The sequence below is a fragment of the Chryseobacterium barbadense genome, from assembly GCF_042849955.1.
Lineage (GTDB): Bacteria > Bacteroidota > Bacteroidia > Flavobacteriales > Weeksellaceae > Chryseobacterium.
In genome coordinates this window covers 22,404-41,178 of sequence record NZ_BAAFHL010000025.1, presented here as the reverse complement: position 1 = coordinate 41,178, position 18,775 = coordinate 22,404, and the positions used below count along the sequence as shown (strand labels likewise).

Genomic DNA, 18,775 nt, shown 5'->3' with positions numbered 1-18,775 from the left:
ATATTATCTTCATGATAACGTTCTCTTCCCAGCATCGAATTCGGTTCTGCATAATCCCAGAAGTACTTCAGTGCATCTTTTTGCACTTTATCCATTAACTGTTCATCTGTCATATTGCTTTTTACAACCTGATGCTGAACTGTATCCTGTTTTGAATTTTGAGAATTCTTGCAGGAATATGCCAAAAACAATGCTGTCGTACTTACTGATAATAGTATCCTTTTCATTATATCATTATTTTAAAAATCCTAAAAGAAGAGGAGAACTTTCATTCTCCTCTAAGTTTAAGTTATTTTAATATCCCGGGTTTTGCGTTAAAATACCGTTACTTTGATTAATAGAATTTAATGGGATCGGGAATAGTTCATTTCTTCCTGGCTTAAATCCATAAGACGCCAATACTGTTGCCGCCTGTCCGGTTCTCACTAAATCTACAAAACGATCTCCTTCCAAAGCAAGTTCTACTCTTCTTTCATTCCAGATTGCAGTTCTCAAAGCAGCCTGAGTAGTAGCAGTAGTATTTGCTAATTGAGCTCTGGTTCTGACTTTATTAAGATTTGTAATAGCTGTAGCAGTATTACCGAGTTCATTAGCCGCTTCAGCATTGATCAGTAATATTTCAGCAAAACGCAATATTCTGATATTCTGAATAGAGCCATACCCACAAGCATTATTATTTAAAGCTTTAGGAACATATACTTTCTGGTTATAAGTATCCACAGATAATGGATCACCTTTCTGAATAAGGTCTCCTTCAGGAGTAGTTTCTCCATTTCTAAGTATTGTAAGTTCTTTTCTGATATCTCCTGCTTCAAATGCATTTTCCAAAGCTTGGGATGGTGTGAAGAATCCCCAACCAAACTGATTTCTAACTCCCTGAACTTCGGCATATTGACTACCTCCATATTGAGATGAACACTGGCAGTTTACTTCAAATATTGATTCCGTCCCAAATTCTCCAGCCGGCCTAAACAAATGGTTGAAATCCGGGTCCAAGGAGTATCCCATGGAAATAACCTGATTAGAGGTATCATAAGCTTTTTGCCAATCTTTTTTGTATAGATATACTTTTGATAATAGTCCTAAAGCTCCACCTTTTGTAACTCTTCCAAGATCACTCGCAGGATAGGTTTGAGGTAAAACTGCCGCAGCTGCTGTGAGGTCTGCAATTATAAAATCATAAACTTCATTAATACTGTTTCTTGGAATATTATAATTAGCTTGAAGACCATCATAAATAGGAACTCCTCCATAAATCCTCACCAAATTAAAATAGAAATAAGCTCTTAGCATTTTGGCTTCAGCAATTAATCTATTTTTTAGTGTTGTATCCATTTCTATATTAGGTACATTGGTAATGACCTGGTTACATCTGTTTACAGCCTGCCACTGCCCAATCCAATACCCTTCTACTCCACCATCACTCTGCGTATATGTAAAGTTATCATAAACATTAATAAAAGATGCATCACCAGGGTTTGACCCTTTTACTACATCATCTGCCGGTACACCAAATACATACTGATAAGGAAAAGCAGAATTTTCCCAGCTTCTCAGAAAGCTATAGATTGCACTAGTTGCCTGTATAGCATCCTCTTGTGTTTTAAAAAATGCTGAAGCTTCTACTACTCCTTCCTGCTTTATATCTAAATAATCATCTTTACAGCTCGTCACAAGTGCTAACAATGCGATTGATAAAAATATTTTTTTCATAATTTCCTTAATTAAAATGTTAGATTCATACCAAAGGTATAGATTGCTGAAATTGGATAGATATTATTATCAATACCCATCTGTACTCTATCCGTATTTAAAATTTCCGGTGAAAAACCATTATACTTGAAGCTTGTCCAAGGGTTTTGCGCGCTTACATATAGCCTTAGCCTTGTTATAGATAATGAATTAGCAAAAGCTTTTGGCAAGTTATAACCAACCTGGATATTTCTGATCCTAAAATAACTTCCGTCTTCTACATAAAAACTATTGGGTAAAATAATAGATTGGTCATTAGTTGCCATTGCATAAGTGTTGGATGTACCGGCACCGTGCCATCTATTATTATAAAAATCCAGATCCCAACTTTCATTTCCAAAACGTTGCTCTCTGTTATAATTATAAATTTTGTTTCCGAAAACTCCTTGGAAATCTATGGCAAAATCAAAATCATAGAGATTCATATTGAAACCAAATCCATAAGTTCCTTTTGGAACCGGACTGCCTAAAAATGTTTTGTCTCTAGCATCAATAATTCCGTTTCCATCAATATCTGCAAATTTAAATCCACCCGGCTTTGCTCCGTTTTGTGTCGCCCATCCACTTACCTCTGCCGGATTTTGGAATACTCCTACCACCTGATATCCGTAATATGAACCCACTGACTGGCCTTCTTCTAACCTTATAATTGAATTTCCAAATAAGCTAACTCCCGTCTCAAGATATGAACCTCCATATACTGATGTAATTTCATTCTTTAATGTGGTAAGATTTCCATAAACTCCGAGTCTTATGTTTTCATTAATTTTAGTATCATAGCTTACAGAAGTTTCAAACCCTTTATTATTAAAAGAGTAAGCATTGGTAATATAATTATTCCAGTTTGTAGCCCCAGATACTGTACCTTGTACTATACCATAGACAACATCTTTAGTATCTTTATCAAAATAAGTAGCTTCAATTTTCAATTTATTATTGAGTAATGCCATCTCTAAACCTATATCCCTACCGGTAGTAGTTTCCCAGCCTATGTTTGGATCTATAATTTGGTCTATCGTTTGGGCCGGTGAACCATTACTTCCATAATAAGCACCCGCATTAATTATTGAGGTATTAAGTGTATAGGCTCTTTGTACATCAGGATTTCCTAATTTACCCCAACTTGCCCGCAACTTTAATAGATTAAAAATATTCTGATCATTCATAAAGTTTTCTTTTGATATCACCCATCCTGCACTAATAGCTGGAAATGTACGATATCTGTCATTCTCAGAATATTTTGAAGTCCCGTCTCTACGAATAGATGCATTGATAAGATATTTTCCTCCATAATCATAATTTAATCTTCCGAAGAAAGATTCTATTCTATCATGATAAGGAATAACATTTCGAGAACCTTTGTCATAGGTTGTCATATAAATATCAGTCCCGTTAGCAATTTCCAAAGAAGAATTATCTCCATTATAATAAACATTCAAAGCTTCAGCATAAGCCTGAGCATAAGAATTTCTTGTACGTGAGAAACCTGCCAATAACTCTAGATTATGTTTACCAAAATCTTTTTTCCAACCAAGAGTATTGTCCCATACATAATTTCTGGTTCTGGAATCTCTGGTAATTAATTTAGATTTTCCAGGATTTGGTACATAAGTACTCACAGGTGTATATTCATACTGATTTGTATTAATATTGTCTGATGTATAACTGATCCTAAGAGTAAAATCCTTCAAAAAATTATACTCAGCCCACACATTATTTAAAAGTCTTTCTTCTCTGATCTGGGATCTAAACAAATCTAATTTTGCTCTTGGATTTGTTATGTTAACTAATGTAAAATATTGATAATTTCCTGTACTTGGATTGATCGGGGCATAAACAGGAGGTGAACTATATGCATCCAATAAAGGATTTTGTGCTACATCAGTACGCATTTTTGAGAACGTAAAATTATCACCGATCGTTAAATTTTTTGTAATTTTATAGCTCAAATTAACTTTAGAATTAAATCTATTAAAGCCGCTTCCCGAGTTAATACCGCTTCCCGCTGCTAAATTTCCTTCATCTTGTAAAAATCCAACACTTAGATAATAATTAAGTTTCCCCAAATTTCCTGATGCAGAAAGATCATTGGAATTGATAATGCTGTTTCTGAGAATTTCCTTGAACCATTTAGTATCAGCAGGAAAATTAGTTCTGCTTAGAAATTTTGTAGGATCAGTTACGCCTTCGTTAGTTAATTTTTCATTATATAACTCGATATACTGATCAGAGTTAACCATATCCGGGACATTAGTAACCGTTTTGATTCCTAAATAGGAATTAAAATTAAATACTGGTTTTTTACCTTTTCCTGTTTTAGTTTTAATAATTACGGCCCCATTGGATGCTCGTGCTCCATAAATTGCCAAACTTGATGGATCTTTAAGAATACTCATTGATTCAATATCCTGAGGACTTAGAAAGGAAATATCATCTGTAATCATTCCGTCAACAATAAAAACAGTTTTCCCTGTTAAAGAACCAATTCCTCTGATGTCTACTCTGGGGGAACCTCCAGGAGCTCCGGAATTAAGAATCTGAACTCCCGCCACTTTACCTTGTACTGAGCTGATCGGGTTTGCATTGGGTTTGTCTGCTAAATCTTTAGCACTTATTGTGGCAATACTTCCTGTAACATTTACTTTTTTCTGAGATCCATATCCAATTAGTACTATCTCCTCAATTTTCTGTTCCTTAGCAACAGTATCCTGAGGCGTAACCTGTGCATTGACGTTCATACCGAAGTATAAAACAGCAATGAGGCATGAATACTTTAAATCACGTTGTTTCATATAGTTTCATTTTTATTTTGTACAATCAAAAAACTTAGTGTTCGAGCTTATTCAGCTCAATATCTTTTAATTCTCAAAAAAAGACATTAATCAAAATTATAAAAATATCTCTAACAATGTTAAATTATCTTAAACAATTTACAACAATTATATTATGTTAGATTCAATATTAAAATATATGAATTTTTATCAATATTTTAATGAAATTTCAATGAAATTATCAAATAAAACCTTTCTATCTTTGCAGACTTATATTTTGACAAGATGGATAATACTCATTACCTTTGGCTCAAAATTTGGAAATACTAAGCAATAGACCATTTAAAATGAAAAAATATATAATAGCAGCTGTTTTGGTGATAGGAACCGGAACAGTCATCAATACCACAATGCAGTCCTGCACTACCCTCGCAACTACCGACTTGGGATTATCGTTGATCAAAAGACTATTACTGAACGGAATAGATAAAGGGATGGGAATTTATAGCAATAAAGAGGCTTTCCTGCAAAATAATCTTGTGGATAAGGCATTACCGAAACAATTAAGAGACATTAATTCCGCTCTTGAAAAAATAGCGCCTTCATTAGTTGCTAAAGAACGGGATTATATAGCGCAGGCCGCTTCATACACAGTGAATATTTCAAGACCAATTCTTGAGGGAGCTGTTAACAGTTTAAATGCGCAGGATGTCACCAGAATTATACAGGGTACAACTGCCACACAAATTCTTAAGGAAAAAACATCGCAGCAACTTGTTGCAGCTATTGCTCCGAAAGTGGATGAAAAGCTCAATCAATACGGTATCGTAAAAACAATCAATACTGCCCTTTCTGGAAGCAATTTGTTAGGAAGTCTTTTCGGGGGGAATAATAATTCGGTAAATGCGGGAGGATTAAGCCAACTTGCTTCTGAACAACTGGTCAACGGAATGTTCAATATCATTGAAGATTATGAGCATCAGAACTCCAAATCCCTTCTGGGACCACTTGGAAAATAGAGAAAATTTCATTATATTTATATATATTAATATTTGTAGATGGATATATTACAAGGAAATCAACATGCAAGCCCTGAAGATTTTTACAATTCTTTAAAGGCTAAACTGGAAGATCATCATGATTTTCCGGAAGATTATTTATTTAAATTTATTATCCCGACCGATCAGGCTAAACTTACAGAGATTTACAGGGTTTTTGACGGCATTAAGTTTACCTTGGGAAACCGAGAAAGTAAAAACGGAAAATATACGGCCTGCAACATCAATGCATTTGTACTGGACGCAGATCAGGTAGTGAAGATTTATAAAGAAGTAGCCAAAATAGAAGGCGTCATTCTTCTTTAAATCAAAAAAAGTCAGCTTAAAAGCTGACTTTTTTTGATTTATATTTTTTAATGTTATTCCTATTATTTTTCAATAAAAAACTTAACATTCTCAATAGGTCTTCCTAACATGGCTACGGAACCTTTGATTAAAATAGGTCTTTGAATTAGTGACGGATTTTCAGCCAGAATCTTAATCCATTCCTCTTCGGAATAATTATGGGCCGCAAATTTTTCCATATATAGCTTTTCCGTTTTGCGGATGATATGGAAAACACTTTGATTCAATTTCTTTAACACCGTTCTGATCTCCAAAACGCTTAATGGATCTTCTACTATATTAATGATTTCAAATGACACTCCGTTTTCGTCCAAATACTCTAAAACAGCATTGGATTTCGAACAGCTTCCATTATGCAGGACTTTCACTAACATCTTTATTGCTTTTTAAAATTCAGACTTCTCTCTAACAAATTTAGAAAGAAATAAAGTTACAGAAACTTTAATTTATGATAATTAATTGTTAAAAGAGACCATTAAGCTCTGCTTCAATCTTTTCAAGGATAAATCCGAAGTCTTCAGGCTTCTCTACAAAATCCAGATCATCCACTTCTATAATCAGAAGCTTTCCTTCAGTGTAGTTGGAGATCCATTTTTCATATTTCTGATTCAGCTTGGAAAGGTATTCAATACTGATGGACGCTTCATATTCTCTTCCTCTCTTATAGATTTTTTTAACCAGATTGGGTACATCTGATTTTAGATAGATCAATAAATCCGGAGCGGAAACAAAGGATTTCATCAGGCTGAACACAGAAGCATAATTATTGAAGTCCCTGTCGGAAAGCAATCCCATATCATTAAGGTTTTCCGCAAAAATATGGGCATCTTCGTAGATCGTACGGTCCTGGATGATATTTTTACCACTCTCCCTGATTTCTTTTACCTGGCGGAACCTGCTTCCCAAAAAGTAAATCTGAAGGGCGAAGCTCCATTTACTCATATCCGCATAAAAATCTTCCAGATACGGGTTATGATCTACATCCTCAAACTGGGCATCCCATCCGTAATGTTTAGCAAGCATGGTTGTTAAAGTGGTTTTTCCCGCTCCAATATTTCCTGTAACCGCAATATGCATATTTCTCCTTACTGTTTTTGATATTAACTCAACAATTAAATTCCGGAAGCCTGGACTTCCGAAGTCTCCTGAATCAGCTTTTCTAACGTATGATCTGCCTGCTTTTCTACGGATTCTTCTTTAGTTTCCTCTACTGCCTTTTCCAAAGTATCAACAGGTTTTTCTGTTGATTGTTCCGGTTTCATCTCTGTAGATTGCTGTTCAGATTCAGGCTCTGTCTGCTGTTTCTTTTCTTTATTATTTCCCAGGTTGTAAAGATAAAGGTTGTTGGCTTTGATTTCAAAAAAAGAAAGCGTGTTTTTATCCACAATTTGCGCATCGGGATCTTCAAAAATTTTCACTAATTCTTTTTCCGGAACGTATTTTAATATAGAATTATGAGTAATGATTAAAATAAATTCATTCTCTCTTCGGAAACGCTTTCCATTCTCCAAAGGAGCTTCAAATAGCTTTTCAAATTTCAGAGTATATACTTTCAGACTTTTTCTGGTGAGGATATATACCTTGTTTTCAAATACAAGAAGATCTACCAGATCATCAAAGCTTGCATCAAAAGGATAAGAATTGATGGTGGTTTCATTTCTGAAGTTATACTGGATGAGGCGTTTCATGCTGTCGTCCAGAAGCCACAGCTGTTGAAGGTCTTCTGCATAAGCCATTCTGATAAATCCGAACTTCTGCTTGAAATCTATTCTCTGGATCTCATTCAGATTCTGATCAACAAGTTTTAATTCCTGGGCATTTTCGGAAAACAATGGAACGCTCAAAGGGTTTTGTACACTTTGAATCTTAAAAGGAACGGTAAGCATCATTTTCCCGATTTGTTTTCCTAAGGAATCATATTTTGTAAGGCTGAAATCCTTGTTTTTATAGATATACAGGTTGCCATAATCGTCGGCAAGCATATCTTTAGCTTCCTTGAGCTTTAAGGTGTCTAAAGGAAGAATTTTCTGTGCAGACAATGAACAGAAAAAACAGATTAATATTACGTATAGTAGTTTCAATATCTTTTTTATTGCGCCTCCATCATGGCAACTGCCAATTTAATACTTTTATTTGTATAGACGACAGTTGATTAAATTTTTTAATTACTTTATGGCAATTTCATAAATTTTCGTCCAGTTTTTCCCTGTAATCAACATATTTTCTCCTTTAAAGGCAATGCCGTTTAAAACATCATTCTCTCCTTTTGTATTTTTTTTAGCAATTCCCCTGACGTCCAGTTTACCAACCACTTCTCCATTATCCGGATTGATTTTTAAAATAACATGCTTACCCCATACATTAGCATAAATAAAGCCATTATGATATTCAAGCTCATTCAACTGTGTATAGGTACGGGAATTTCCGGCAACAGCAATCGTTTTAATCAGGCGGGAAGGAGTATCGGGTTCAAGAAAATACAACTGCTTGCTTCCATCTGACACAATCAGATTTTTTCCGTCATAGGTTAGCCCCCATCCTTCTCCCAACTCATTAGGATATTTAAATTCCGAGAGTAATTTCAGGGAATTCTTATCATAAATAAATCCTTTCTTGCTTTTCCAGGTTAGTTGGATAATTTTGTTGCCTACTATAGTGCAACCTTCCGAAAAATCATTTTCAGACTGCTGAGTCACCGCCAAAGGTGTTGTGGTTCCCAGCATATATTTTAAGAGTTTTGATTCTCCTTTTCCGCCATCGCTTTCATAAACAGTATTCCCCTCAAGCTGGAATCCCTGGACAAAGTTTTCAGGATCGTGGGGATATTCTGCTACAATCTGATAAGAAATTGTTTTTTCAGGAATTTTTGTGAAAACATTAATGGTTGCCTCCTGACTCAGGGTTTTTCCATTTTTTGTTTGGATATTGAAAACCGTTTTATTATCTCCAAGGGTAAAAAAAGCAGGATCAATAATCAGATCTGAAGTTTCTTTATTTCCGAGAGTCATGGAAATAGCGTTAATATTCTGCTTTACTTCTTCGGGAAGCTCCAGCTCATCACCAAAATGATATCCTTTGCGCTCCATGGAAGTATTATAATCACTTAAAACATCAAGAATTTCTTTATCCTTATGACAAGATGTCAATACTATAACTGCTGTAAAGCCTGCTATTAATTTTTTCTTCACCGATTCAAAAATATGCTTCAAAATTAACAAATTTATTCCTGTTTACTGAAAAATAAAATAGCGTTCTCTATCAGAACGCTACTCTATTATTCCTTTTATAATTTATGGCTATTTTACTGCTACTTCGTAAATTTTTGACCAGTTTTTTCCTGTGATCAACATATTCTCGCCTTTAAAAGCAATTCCGTTCAACACATCATCACTTCCTTTGGTATTTTGCTTGGCAATTTCTGTAAAATCAAATTTCCCTACGACTTCTCCGTTTGCCGGATTAATTTTCAAAACAATCGGTTTTTGCCAAACATTAGCATAAATGAAACCATTATGGTATTCCAGCTCATTCAATTGGTCATAAGCCTGTGAGCTTCCGGCCACGGCAATGTGTTTTACAAGTTTGGAAGGATCTTTAACATCAAGAAAATACAACAATTTGCTGCCGTCTGATGCAATCAGGTTTTTACCGTCATATGTTAGTCCCCAACCTTCTCCCAATACATTAGGATAGGCGAATTCAGATAATAACTTCAGAGAGTTCTTATCATACACATATCCTTTTTTGCTTTGCCACGTTAACTGATATACTTTATCGCCCACAATAGTACTTCCTTCCGAGAAATCTTCCTGGGCTTGCTTAGTGGAGGCCAAAGGAGTGGTAGTTCCCAATGTATATTTTAAGATTTGTGAAGAACCGTTTTGTCCGTCACTTTCATAAATGGTATTTCCCTCAATTTGGAAACCCTGTACAAAATTTTTAGGATCGTGAGGATACTCCGCTACAATCTGATAAGACATATTTTTTTCAGGGCTTTTGGCAAAAACATTGATGGTGGCATCCTGGTTTAACATTTCGCCGCCTTTAGACTTAATATTGAATGTGACTGCATTATCTCCAAGAGTGAAAAATTTAGGATCAATTGTCAAATCGGAAGTTTCCTTATCCCCGAAACTGATTGTGATGCTTTCCGCATTATCTGTAACCTCTTTCGGAAGGGTAAGCTTGTCTCCAAAATGATAGCCTTTGCCTTCCATAGAATTGTTATAATCACTCAGGCTATTCAGTATTTTTTCATCCTTATTACAGGACATTAGTAATAATACGATTGCTGCAAAACCTGCTATAATATTTCTTTTCATTGAATTTCTAAATATTTCCCCAAAAATAGCAAATTTTATTCCGCTTTACCAATTTCATTTGCTGGCTGTCCAAATTGTAAGATGTAACCATTATTATCATAAATGGCAAATTCTCTCATATCCCATGCAAAGGTTTCAATTTCATAGCAGATTTTAGCTTTTGTTTTCAGATCCTCCCAAAGCTCATCCACCTGATCTACATTGAAATACAATGAGCCTGTAAAGCCTGTTCCTTTAAAATTTTCATGTTCATTGGGTTTTGAAAGCATGAGTTGAATATCATCTTTCTGAAGGGAAGCCCACTGCCATTCATCGTTTCTTTCCAAAAGGGTAAAGCCTAATATGTGCATGTAAAATCCAATGGTATCATCCAGATTTTCTGTCCAGAGAATGGGGCGGAGTGCAGTGTATTTTGTCATGATTTGTAAATGATAAATGGTAAAACGAAAGGGCGCAAAGCTTCGCTTTGCGCCCTTTCGTTATTTTTCTAAATATGTTTTCAGGCTTTTTCCTATAATTTCGTTCCAGCCTGCCGTGAAGCTGTTTCTTGAAAAGGTTTCGCCCAGTTCCCGGAATTTCTCAATTCCTTCATGAATCAGCCTGATCAGAGTACCATCGTCTTCAGGTATGATTTCCCAGGTCACAATGGTTTTTTCTTTGGAAAATTCAGGATATGCCCATGAATGTTTCAGTGTTTGTTCTGGAATAATTTCTAAAATTTCACACCGGTGATGGTATTTTTTCTCCTCTCCCGTCTCATAAAAATTGAATTCATTTCCTTCCCGAAGCTCAAAATCCGGAATATCAAAATACCAGGATTGCATTTCTTTTTTATCCGTTAATGCTTTCCATACTTTTTCTATGGGAGCATTTACTTTATATTCTACAATAATTGGGACACTCATATCTATCAATTTATGTCTGAATTAACTGTGTGAAAACCCGGTGATCTTGGCTTCTTCAAAATCCAGCTGCATTTCAATGGTTCTCATGACGTGGTCATCAAATATTTTTTCACGTTTCATACGGTGCAGTTCATTTCTCTGGGCCTGGATAATCTGCCGGAGAACATCTTTATTTTCATTAATCGCTGTTACATAATCACCGGTGGAAGCCATGCATTGGGCTTTATCCGCCATCAGCATCATCTCGTTTTCGAGTTTATGTTTTTGGTGACGAACCAGGCTGTTTTTATCTGCAAGTTCGGAAAAATCATTATTCAGCTTATGCAAGGCGGTTTCCTTTAACTTCCTCATTAAAATGACCTCTTGTTTTTCTTCCGGGAGTTCACTTCCCGCATCACTGATCTTTAATAGTTTCAGAATTGGGGTCAATAATAATCCCTGTCCTACTAAAGTAATCAAAATAATAACGAAAGTTACGAATAAAATGATATTACGATGCGGAAATGCTTCCCCATTAGGTAAAAACGCGGGGATAGACAATGCCGCCGCGAGGGAAACTACTCCCCTCATAGCCGCAAAGCTGATAATGAATGGCTCCCTCCAATCCGGTTTGGGAACTTTCATTCTTAACTCTTTTGAACAGATCCGTGGAAAGTACATCAAGGCATAGCTGTATAATATCCTCGTGAAAATAATGGCTCCACCGATCACCACACTATAGAAGATTCCTTCTGAAATAGTATAATCCTTCATAGCAGCCACTACAACAGGAAGCTCAAGGCCGATCAGAATGAAGATCAACGTATTCATTAAAAATATCAGAACACTCCATACATTTCCGGATTGAATTCTTGAAGTATGACTTAAATAACAGTGAGAATTATAAGACATCAGAAGTCCTCCTGCAACTACAGATAATACTCCTGAAAAATGAAAATGCTCAGCTCCTATATACATAATATATGGAACAATAAGGGTGATCACCGTATCTATATTGGAGTTGGAAGGAATAATTCTTAGTAATGCTCCGAAAAGTAAACCTGATCCTACACCTACAGCAATTCCACCGACAGCCATCGTAAAAAAGTCTTTCACAGCTTCTCCAAAAATAAATTGTCCGGAAATAACTGCTGCTAAGGCGAATTTAAAGACAATTAAGCTGGATGCATCATTAATCAGGCTTTCTCCTTCCAGAATTGAGGTAATCTTTTTAGGGATCTTCATATGCTTTAACACGGAAGTTGCAGCTACAGCATCCGGCGGAGAATTGACGCCTCCCAACAAGAATCCCATTGCTACTGTAAGTCCCGGAATAATAGAAGATGAAAGATAAGCCACTACAATTGAGGTAAGAAATACTAGTCCGAACGCCATGGAAAAGATCTGCTTTCTCCATTTATGAAAATCCTGCCACGAAGTAAACCAGGCGGCTTCAAATAAAATCGGAGGCAGGAATATCAGGAACACGAGATCAGGCTCTATTTCAATATGGGGCATTCCCGGAATAAGGCTTATCAATAAACCTGCAATAACCAGGAATATGGGATAAGCTACCTTTAGTTTTTGCCCGATCATTACTAATATCATCACAGACAATAACACCGCGATTGATATTATGACATAATTATGAATCATTGCTTTATGGTATTATTTTTCGCTGATTTAGCAGATTACGCAAAATGTAATGCGTCGTTTTCTAAATACGGGAAAGATTTAAATTTATATTTACAATACAATATTATTTTTCGGAGTAATCGCTGGCGGAAGGTTCTCTTCATCCAGCATGTCTCTCATATCAATTTCTATTGTACGGCTAATCTGAGTGATGGGAACGTCATTGGCACTTCCCTCAAATGGATTTACAGAGGCTTCCCCTACATTATCCAAAGTATGGAAACACCATGTTACCAATAATGAAAACGGAATATTAAACCATAAGGTAATCCCCTCAAAAAAAGTTCCTTCTCCCAGCTTATCAAATTCTTTCAGCAATCCGAAAGGCACAAAAACAATAAAAAGCAATAGCAAATAAGTGGTAATGGAAGAAAAATTTCTTGGATAAGGAAAGTTTTTAATGCGTTCCGCTTTTCCTTGGTTATCCGTAAATTTCACCAACTGCTGATTGATCTGTGTCCACTGAAAATCATTGATCTCTCCTTTTGCATACACTTCTGACAATTCTTTACTCTGGCTCGCCATCAGCTGTGTTGCTCTGTTCTTCTTAGTTAGAATATATTGAAGTTCCGTTTCCGAAAGATAGTTTTTCAGTTCTTCGTCTAACTTGGAAGTTCGTTCAGGAATTTCATATTTCTGAGCATATTCGTCAAATTGCGCCGTATTCATATTCTCCCATGCTCTGGATTCCCGTAGCTGGAAGCGAAGCGCAGTCAGCCATGCATAATGACGGCTGAACATTTCTTTTACTTTACTGCGATCTTTTTCCGCTAATGCATCTCTCAGAATATAGCCGAAACTCCTGCTGTCATTGATGATAGCACCGTAAATCTGTCTTGCTTCCCAAAGCCTGCTGTAGCTCGCATTATTTTTGAATCCTACAATGAATGCCACTGCCGTTCCCATAATCGCTATAGGCTGCCATGGAAAGGCAAGAAATTTCCATCCGCAGAAGTAAAGAACCGTTGGAACTGCCGCCAAAATTGTTAAGATATAAATACTTCTCCTTGTCCACATGATGAACTCCAGAGCTCCAAATCTTTTTCCTGAATGCATATTAGTTTTTGTTTGTTATATTTTTGAACCACCTCATCAAAAACTTTCAATTTTTGCCACTCCTCCAAAAGAAGGGAAATTCTTTTCTAATTTTTGGTAAAAGGGATATTGTTGTAAAACCCGATCTGAATCTGGCCCCGGTTTTTATTTTCCTGAATCTGATTCATATATCCTGCTTCAATTCTCATATTTTTATTGATCACATATCCTAAGGCTCCATACACCCTGTTCCTGTCGAAAACCGGACTGTCAAAATGCAGGAAGATCTCATTATAGGCCGAAGCATAAAAGGTTTTTGGAAGCATTTCTTTATTATTGATCGGAATATTCACTCCTAACAAATACCGGAACCTCATTCTGAAATCTTCTTCCAAGAAACGTTCTTCCAAACGATATCTGTGCTGCAGGTTGAAACGCCCGAATTTCTGCTTTGTAATGTACTGCTGGAAAATCCTGTGTTCAATATTTTCCGTTTTCTCACCATTGACATTATAAGGCTGGCTTAAAATAAAACCATAACCAAGCAAAACATTGTTGTTATTTTCAGTCAGGTCATACCCTATTCCGGTACGGATCAACAGCTGTTCCAGATCGCCTATCGCATCAAAATTACGATACTGGATTTCATTATGCCAGTTTAGTTTTTTACTGATCTTATTGTTCCCAAAATACATATACCAAGCTCCCAGATCATTTTTTTGTGCATAGGATAATGGGGTTGCCAAGCTAAAAATAATCAAAACCAATGACTTTACAATCTTCATAATTTATTTTTAATCTATTAGTCTTATCTATCGCATCTACCAAAATCAATACGAATTATCAATAATAAGGAAAAAATATTTTTTATGAAAATTTTTCTTATCCATTGGTCACTGAATTAATAATCTTTAATAATACTTTATAATGAAGGTACTTGTTCTATGAAAATTTCACTTCCGGAGACATCGAAATAGGTGCACATCATTGTATGCAAATCCATTTTCCAACCTTTAATACCATTCCCTGCACAATCTTTACAGAAAGTCGGGTAATCTGTTCCGCCTTGCTGATGCAGTTTTAATCTGGATTTGAAGTTTTCTTTGTTTACACTTTGTGAGACAATCAGAGTTTCATATTTGCTCCCTGTAGATACTGACTGATTTTCTGTATCAACATATTGTGTATTTCCGTCTGAAACATAAGTGATATAATGGGAAACACCCAATTTTTTAAGAGCATGAATATATTGTGGAAAATCCGCACCGCTTTTCACTTTCTGATGCGCAGCTTTAATTTCATCAATGGTAAATTTCATCTTGTATTTTTAATTAATTTTACTTGTGCAAAGGTATTATAAAAAGAAAACTGACGGGAAATCTCGTCAGTTATTTTTAGTTATATCCTTATATACCGTAAGTATTAAGGGTGTTGCTGCATTTTTGCAGGATCGTCATAGTTTACCATCCAGTTGATCCCGAATTTATCCGTAAACATTCCGAAATAAGCTCCCCAGAATGTATCTGCCATAGGCATTGTTACCATTCCTCCTGCTGATAAACCTCCGAATAATTTATCTGCCTCTTCTTTAGATTCTGCATTGACAGAAATCGAGAAATTGTTTCCAACTTTGTAATGAGAAGCCCACTCTCCTCCTGTATCGCTTCCCATTAATATCGTTTCTTTAGAGATAGGAAGTGAAACATGCATAATCTTATTTTTATCTTCTTCAGACATTGTTTTACCATCTTCAGACGGTGGCATTTCCCCGAAAGTTCCGATGTAAGGATATTCTCCTCCGAAAACTGATTTGTAAAAGTCGAATGCTTCTCTGCAATTCCCGTCAAATGTTAAGTAAACGTTTACTGATGCCATAATAATTCTTTTTAAAGTTTAGTTTATAAGTTATATTTACTAAGGTTTTTCAGCCATAGCCTTCAGCCTTGAAAGCCCTTTCTGATAATCTTCTCCAATAGCTTCTTCCATATTCATGAATAATTTCATAATGGTAAACGGATACGGAATCTGTGAGGTAAATCCCCATGTTGCTTTACTTCCATTTCCTTCCGGAACCACCGTTACATAAGCGTTAGCTTCACTTTTATAAGGAGTTAGAAACTGGATAGTCGTGTCTATTCTTTTTCCAGCAGCATCTACTTTGGTCACTTCCTGACAGCCTTTCCCGGCTTCTTCTTTCTGGCTTTCCCAGCAAACTTTTTCTCCCGGCTGTCCTGTAGATCCTGTCCAGTCTTTTTTCATTCCGGGATCAAGGTCATTCCAGGGACTCCACTGATCCATGGCTTTCAAGGTATTGGTGTTCTGCCATACCTTCTCTACGGGAGCATTAATGGAGATTGATTTTTCATATTGGCAGTCTCCTGAAATAAAAGCCGCAATTACCAGCCAAAGAATCAGGATGGTTGCCAAAACAATGATAATTCCTTTAAGTATTCTCATCTTATTTATGTTTTAATTGTTATCTGTGCTGATCTATCAATATTACGTTTCCATCCGGATCTTTCAAGAAAATATGTTCCGGGCCGGAAGTAGATTCATCCGCTTTTCTATCAATCTCAACGTTATTTTCCTTTAAATGTTTCTGGATATTGCGAACATCATCAAAGGATTCCAGATTGGCGGCATTTTCGTCCCATCCCGGATTAAATGTCAGCATATTTCCCTGGAACATCGCTTGGAAAAGACCGATTAAGGTAGTTCCGTTTTTCATGATAAGATAATTATGTTCCATGCTTCCTCCCATTGAGCTGAATCCTAATTTTTCATAGAATTCTTTTGATTTCTGGAGGTCTTTTACGCTTAAACTTACTGAAAATGCGCCTAATTTCATATTGTTCTTTTATTTACGGCTAATCTGTATCCTACTAAAACCAATCCCCAAACCAGGATTCCTAGAACCCAGAACCAAACAGGCGTAGGCAACATGGCCAAATTAATAATGGTAATGATCACGAAGATAACTCCACAAATAATGGCGTATCTGTTTTTACCATCATTCGCCACTTTTGTTGAAACAAATCCGGCGATCAAAGCTCCTAAAGCATAGGCGATAATAACGAAAAACAAAGCCATAAAGGGAGCATTGGGAATGTATTCTTTCATGGCTTCCATATCATCGCTTTTCATTCCTGCCGGTAACGGATACAGGTAATGACCGAGCATTTCAATGGCTGCAATAGCAAGCGAGCCCGTAATGATACCGGCTACGACTGATAGTATTCTTCTTAGCATAGTGTATAGTTTTTATTGATTTTTCAATCGAGTCTTAAAATCCAGTGTCCCATCATAGCTTTTCCAGTTTCCGATGAGCTCTATATACTGGGCTTCAATTTTCTCGGTTTTTTTATTCCATTTAAAGGTATAAATGAATTTTCCTTTGAAGATACCCGAATGCTTCCCCTTGCTTTCTTCCGCTAGTTCATATTCCCCAAATACAATCCCTTTATTTTTGGTATCTTTATATTTGGTAATGATAAATTTACCTTCAAATTTTGCATATGAAGTATCTACGAGTGAATATCCGGAAACAAAATATTCCTGATCATTTTTTTTGTTTTGTTCAGAAATATTAATCTTTAGTTTGATCTCCTGGTTACGATCTCCTATGGTTCCCGTATAAGGCTTACTGTTATTCCGCCATACATTGGAAATGTTCGGCATTTGAGCCAGAGCGAAGTTGGAAACAAGAATGAGAAATAATAAAAGTTTTTTCATGTTTTTTTTGATATTAAACTCCAAATTGTGCTAAATGATGGTTCAGGTGTTTGGCAAACATATTATTCCACTCCTGAGCGTTCAGTTTCCCAAATGAGAAGGATTCTTTACCATCAAATGCGGAAGCTCCCAATTGCTGTGTTTTCTGAATAAAGCCGATGAGTCTTTTCTTTTCCTCATCAAAGTCTTTTCTGCCTACAATAATAAACTGTGGTGCCGTAGGATTATCTTTCGAGTACGCTTTATCTCCTACCACCTTGGGTTTCACAAAGGTTTTAAGGATAAATTTGGCAATAGAACCCGGTTTTTTGTGTTTTTCCGGCTCATACACCATTTCATAAGAAACGTTACAGTGAGCCAACATCTGATCAACCGTCATTTTTCCCCACAGACCGTGAGTATCCGGAGCAAGCTTATTGATTCTATCAATGTAATTCTGTGCATCTTTTGCGTCAAATACGTTTTCCATACTTTGTTCGTTTGTTAAAGAACAAATATATCAGTTTTTTTGAATCAATTTATATTCTTTTGAAAAAACCGTGAAAACCCTGTGGAGCGAGATGCGGGGTGAGTTTCGGCATCAATACAAAGAAACCCGCCTCGCAAATTAGCGAGGCGGGTTTCTTATGATCATTCAAATTACTTCTGAACTGCTTTTTTCATAGTATCAGGACGTAAAACCCTGTATCGTACTTCCAGGTCTTTAGGAACATAGAAAACCAAAGGTAATTTACTGTTGTATCTTACTACCTGCGGCTGAAGCGTTACAAATTTTTTCGTCAGCTTCTGGTCCGGACAAGCCATCAGGGTTCCCCCTGTTTCTCCTTTGGATTCCACGTCATAATAAGTATATCCCCATCCCTGCAGGTCCTGGGTTTTTACCTCTCCCATTAAAAAGTGTTTATTACAGTCCAACATTTTCTCAGCTCCTACAAAAAATTCAACTTTTAAATCGTTTTCGTTCTTAGCCACCGGAAGCTGAATATAAACTTGTTTGTATCCTTCCTTTGCTTTTGGGAACATCTCAATCTGTAACTTTTCAAATTTTTCTCCTTTCTTTTGGGCAAATGCATTGACACCCATCAACATTACTAATCCTGTAATTACCGTTTTTGAAAATTTCATTTTGTTTTGTTTTAAAAATTTCACTACTTCCCTATAGCCAAAAATCATTCCAAACT

22 protein-coding genes and 1 pseudogene are annotated in these 18,775 nt (G+C 36.1%); 2 read left to right on the top strand and 21 right to left on the bottom strand.

The window, feature by feature from the left end; all coding sequences use genetic code 11:
- The 3 genes and pseudogenes from ACGHIN_RS10900 to ACGHIN_RS10890 form a co-directional block, all read right to left on the bottom strand.
- Positions 1-227, bottom strand: a pseudogene (locus ACGHIN_RS10900) (glucoamylase family protein); the annotation flags it as partial.
- Positions 228-294: 67 nt separating this feature from the next.
- The gene (locus tag ACGHIN_RS10895) at positions 295-1,713 is read right to left on the bottom strand and encodes a RagB/SusD family nutrient uptake outer membrane protein (RefSeq protein WP_390453309.1); all 1,419 of its coding nucleotides are present in this window, start codon (positions 1,711-1,713) and stop codon (positions 295-297) included.
- 11 nt (positions 1,714-1,724) lie between these two features.
- Complete coding sequence (locus ACGHIN_RS10890; RefSeq protein ID WP_390453307.1) at positions 1,725-4,544, bottom strand: SusC/RagA family TonB-linked outer membrane protein; 2,820 nt, start codon at positions 4,542-4,544, stop codon at positions 1,725-1,727.
- Between the two features lie 326 nt (positions 4,545-4,870).
- On the opposite strand from ACGHIN_RS10890, the gene ACGHIN_RS10885 reads away from it, so the two are divergent.
- Positions 4,871-5,542 carry a DUF4197 family protein gene (locus ACGHIN_RS10885; protein ID WP_390453305.1) on the top strand — a complete coding sequence of 224 codons (672 nt, stop codon included), beginning with the start codon at positions 4,871-4,873 and terminating at the stop codon, positions 5,540-5,542.
- 39 nt (positions 5,543-5,581) lie between these two features.
- A complete protein-coding gene (locus ACGHIN_RS10880; RefSeq protein WP_390453304.1) occupies positions 5,582-5,887 on the top strand; it encodes a DUF493 family protein in 306 nt (101 codons plus the stop codon).
- A 62-nt stretch (positions 5,888-5,949) separates the two neighbouring features.
- Here ACGHIN_RS10880 and ACGHIN_RS10875 read toward each other — a convergent pair whose 3' ends face one another.
- From ACGHIN_RS10875 to ACGHIN_RS10790, 18 genes are all read right to left on the bottom strand, one after another.
- Positions 5,950-6,300, bottom strand: coding sequence for an ArsC/Spx/MgsR family protein (locus ACGHIN_RS10875; RefSeq protein WP_390453302.1), 351 nt, complete (start codon positions 6,298-6,300; stop codon positions 5,950-5,952).
- An 88-nt stretch (positions 6,301-6,388) separates the two neighbouring features.
- Positions 6,389-7,003: a deoxynucleoside kinase gene (locus ACGHIN_RS10870; RefSeq protein WP_121460718.1), complete on the bottom strand. Its 615-nt coding sequence runs from the start codon at positions 7,001-7,003 to the stop codon at positions 6,389-6,391.
- 35 nt (positions 7,004-7,038) lie between these two features.
- A complete protein-coding gene (locus ACGHIN_RS10865; protein ID WP_390453301.1) occupies positions 7,039-8,007 on the bottom strand; it encodes a hypothetical protein in 969 nt (322 codons plus the stop codon).
- 84 nt (positions 8,008-8,091) lie between these two features.
- Positions 8,092-9,114 (bottom strand): glutaminyl-peptide cyclotransferase, encoded by a 1,023-nt coding sequence (locus tag ACGHIN_RS10860; RefSeq protein WP_390453311.1) that lies wholly within the window; start codon positions 9,112-9,114, stop codon positions 8,092-8,094.
- 108 nt (positions 9,115-9,222) lie between these two features.
- Positions 9,223-10,248 (bottom strand): glutaminyl-peptide cyclotransferase, encoded by a 1,026-nt coding sequence (locus ACGHIN_RS10855; protein WP_390453299.1) that lies wholly within the window; start codon positions 10,246-10,248, stop codon positions 9,223-9,225.
- Positions 10,249-10,283: 35 nt separating this feature from the next.
- Entirely contained in the window at positions 10,284-10,667 is a 384-nt protein-coding gene (locus ACGHIN_RS10850) for a VOC family protein (protein ID WP_390453297.1), read from the bottom strand.
- Between the two features lie 60 nt (positions 10,668-10,727).
- Positions 10,728-11,153 (bottom strand): SRPBCC family protein, encoded by a 426-nt coding sequence (locus ACGHIN_RS10845; protein ID WP_390453296.1) that lies wholly within the window; start codon positions 11,151-11,153, stop codon positions 10,728-10,730.
- A gap of 21 nt (positions 11,154-11,174) precedes the next feature.
- Positions 11,175-12,788, bottom strand: a complete 1,614-nt coding sequence (locus tag ACGHIN_RS10840; RefSeq protein WP_390453295.1) for a Na+/H+ antiporter — start codon at positions 12,786-12,788, stop codon at positions 11,175-11,177.
- A gap of 90 nt (positions 12,789-12,878) precedes the next feature.
- The gene (locus tag ACGHIN_RS10835) at positions 12,879-13,883 is read right to left on the bottom strand and encodes a bestrophin family protein (RefSeq protein WP_390453294.1); all 1,005 of its coding nucleotides are present in this window, start codon (positions 13,881-13,883) and stop codon (positions 12,879-12,881) included.
- A gap of 86 nt (positions 13,884-13,969) precedes the next feature.
- Entirely contained in the window at positions 13,970-14,647 is a 678-nt protein-coding gene (locus ACGHIN_RS10830) for a DUF2490 domain-containing protein (RefSeq protein ID WP_390453292.1), read from the bottom strand.
- 137 nt (positions 14,648-14,784) lie between these two features.
- Positions 14,785-15,180, bottom strand: a complete 396-nt coding sequence (locus ACGHIN_RS10825; RefSeq protein WP_390453290.1) for a DUF1398 domain-containing protein — start codon at positions 15,178-15,180, stop codon at positions 14,785-14,787.
- A gap of 104 nt (positions 15,181-15,284) precedes the next feature.
- Complete coding sequence (locus ACGHIN_RS10820; protein ID WP_390453288.1) at positions 15,285-15,737, bottom strand: VOC family protein; 453 nt, start codon at positions 15,735-15,737, stop codon at positions 15,285-15,287.
- A gap of 39 nt (positions 15,738-15,776) precedes the next feature.
- Positions 15,777-16,319, bottom strand: a complete 543-nt coding sequence (locus tag ACGHIN_RS10815; protein WP_390453286.1) for an SRPBCC family protein — start codon at positions 16,317-16,319, stop codon at positions 15,777-15,779.
- 19 nt (positions 16,320-16,338) lie between these two features.
- On the bottom strand, positions 16,339-16,710 hold the full coding sequence (locus ACGHIN_RS10810) for a VOC family protein (protein WP_390453284.1): 372 nt from the start codon (positions 16,708-16,710) through the stop codon (positions 16,339-16,341).
- Positions 16,707-17,111 carry a hypothetical protein gene (locus ACGHIN_RS10805; protein WP_390453282.1) on the bottom strand — a complete coding sequence of 135 codons (405 nt, stop codon included), beginning with the start codon at positions 17,109-17,111 and terminating at the stop codon, positions 16,707-16,709. Before ACGHIN_RS10805 ends, ACGHIN_RS10810 begins: the two co-directional genes overlap by 4 nt.
- A gap of 12 nt (positions 17,112-17,123) precedes the next feature.
- The gene (locus ACGHIN_RS10800; RefSeq protein WP_390453280.1) at positions 17,124-17,594 is read right to left on the bottom strand and encodes a hypothetical protein; all 471 of its coding nucleotides are present in this window, start codon (positions 17,592-17,594) and stop codon (positions 17,124-17,126) included.
- A 13-nt stretch (positions 17,595-17,607) separates the two neighbouring features.
- A complete protein-coding gene (locus tag ACGHIN_RS10795) occupies positions 17,608-18,063 on the bottom strand; it encodes a DUF1569 domain-containing protein (protein ID WP_390453278.1) in 456 nt (151 codons plus the stop codon).
- Positions 18,064-18,233: 170 nt separating this feature from the next.
- A complete protein-coding gene (locus ACGHIN_RS10790; RefSeq protein ID WP_390453276.1) occupies positions 18,234-18,719 on the bottom strand; it encodes an ecotin in 486 nt (161 codons plus the stop codon).
- Between the last annotated feature and the right edge of the window lie 56 nt (positions 18,720-18,775).

Bases quoted from the DNA above. Each gene is read 5' to 3' on its own strand.
- ACGHIN_RS10895 (WP_390453309.1), bottom strand. From the start codon at position 1,713: ATGAAAAAAATATTTTTATCAATCGCATTGTTAGCACTTGTGACGAGC.
- ACGHIN_RS10890 (WP_390453307.1), bottom strand. From the start codon at position 4,544: ATGAAACAACGTGATTTAAAGTATTCATGCCTCATTGCTGTTTTATAC.
- ACGHIN_RS10885 (WP_390453305.1), top strand. From the start codon at position 4,871: ATGAAAAAATATATAATAGCAGCTGTTTTGGTGATAGGAACCGGAACA.
- ACGHIN_RS10880 (WP_390453304.1), top strand. From the start codon at position 5,582: ATGGATATATTACAAGGAAATCAACATGCAAGCCCTGAAGATTTTTAC.
- ACGHIN_RS10875 (WP_390453302.1), bottom strand. From the start codon at position 6,300: ATGTTAGTGAAAGTCCTGCATAATGGAAGCTGTTCGAAATCCAATGCT.
- ACGHIN_RS10870 (WP_121460718.1), bottom strand. From the start codon at position 7,003: ATGCATATTGCGGTTACAGGAAATATTGGAGCGGGAAAAACCACTTTA.
- ACGHIN_RS10855 (WP_390453299.1), bottom strand. From the start codon at position 10,248: ATGAAAAGAAATATTATAGCAGGTTTTGCAGCAATCGTATTATTACTA.
- ACGHIN_RS10850 (WP_390453297.1), bottom strand. From the start codon at position 10,667: ATGACAAAATACACTGCACTCCGCCCCATTCTCTGGACAGAAAATCTG.
- ACGHIN_RS10845 (WP_390453296.1), bottom strand. From the start codon at position 11,153: ATGAGTGTCCCAATTATTGTAGAATATAAAGTAAATGCTCCCATAGAA.
- ACGHIN_RS10840 (WP_390453295.1), bottom strand. From the start codon at position 12,788: ATGATTCATAATTATGTCATAATATCAATCGCGGTGTTATTGTCTGTG.
- ACGHIN_RS10835 (WP_390453294.1), bottom strand. From the start codon at position 13,883: ATGCATTCAGGAAAAAGATTTGGAGCTCTGGAGTTCATCATGTGGACA.
- ACGHIN_RS10830 (WP_390453292.1), bottom strand. From the start codon at position 14,647: ATGAAGATTGTAAAGTCATTGGTTTTGATTATTTTTAGCTTGGCAACC.
- ACGHIN_RS10825 (WP_390453290.1), bottom strand. From the start codon at position 15,180: ATGAAATTTACCATTGATGAAATTAAAGCTGCGCATCAGAAAGTGAAA.
- ACGHIN_RS10820 (WP_390453288.1), bottom strand. From the start codon at position 15,737: ATGGCATCAGTAAACGTTTACTTAACATTTGACGGGAATTGCAGAGAA.
- ACGHIN_RS10815 (WP_390453286.1), bottom strand. From the start codon at position 16,319: ATGAGAATACTTAAAGGAATTATCATTGTTTTGGCAACCATCCTGATT.
- ACGHIN_RS10810 (WP_390453284.1), bottom strand. From the start codon at position 16,710: ATGAAATTAGGCGCATTTTCAGTAAGTTTAAGCGTAAAAGACCTCCAG.
- ACGHIN_RS10805 (WP_390453282.1), bottom strand. From the start codon at position 17,111: ATGCTAAGAAGAATACTATCAGTCGTAGCCGGTATCATTACGGGCTCG.
- ACGHIN_RS10800 (WP_390453280.1), bottom strand. From the start codon at position 17,594: ATGAAAAAACTTTTATTATTTCTCATTCTTGTTTCCAACTTCGCTCTG.
- ACGHIN_RS10795 (WP_390453278.1), bottom strand. From the start codon at position 18,063: ATGGAAAACGTATTTGACGCAAAAGATGCACAGAATTACATTGATAGA.
- ACGHIN_RS10790 (WP_390453276.1), bottom strand. From the start codon at position 18,719: ATGAAATTTTCAAAAACGGTAATTACAGGATTAGTAATGTTGATGGGT.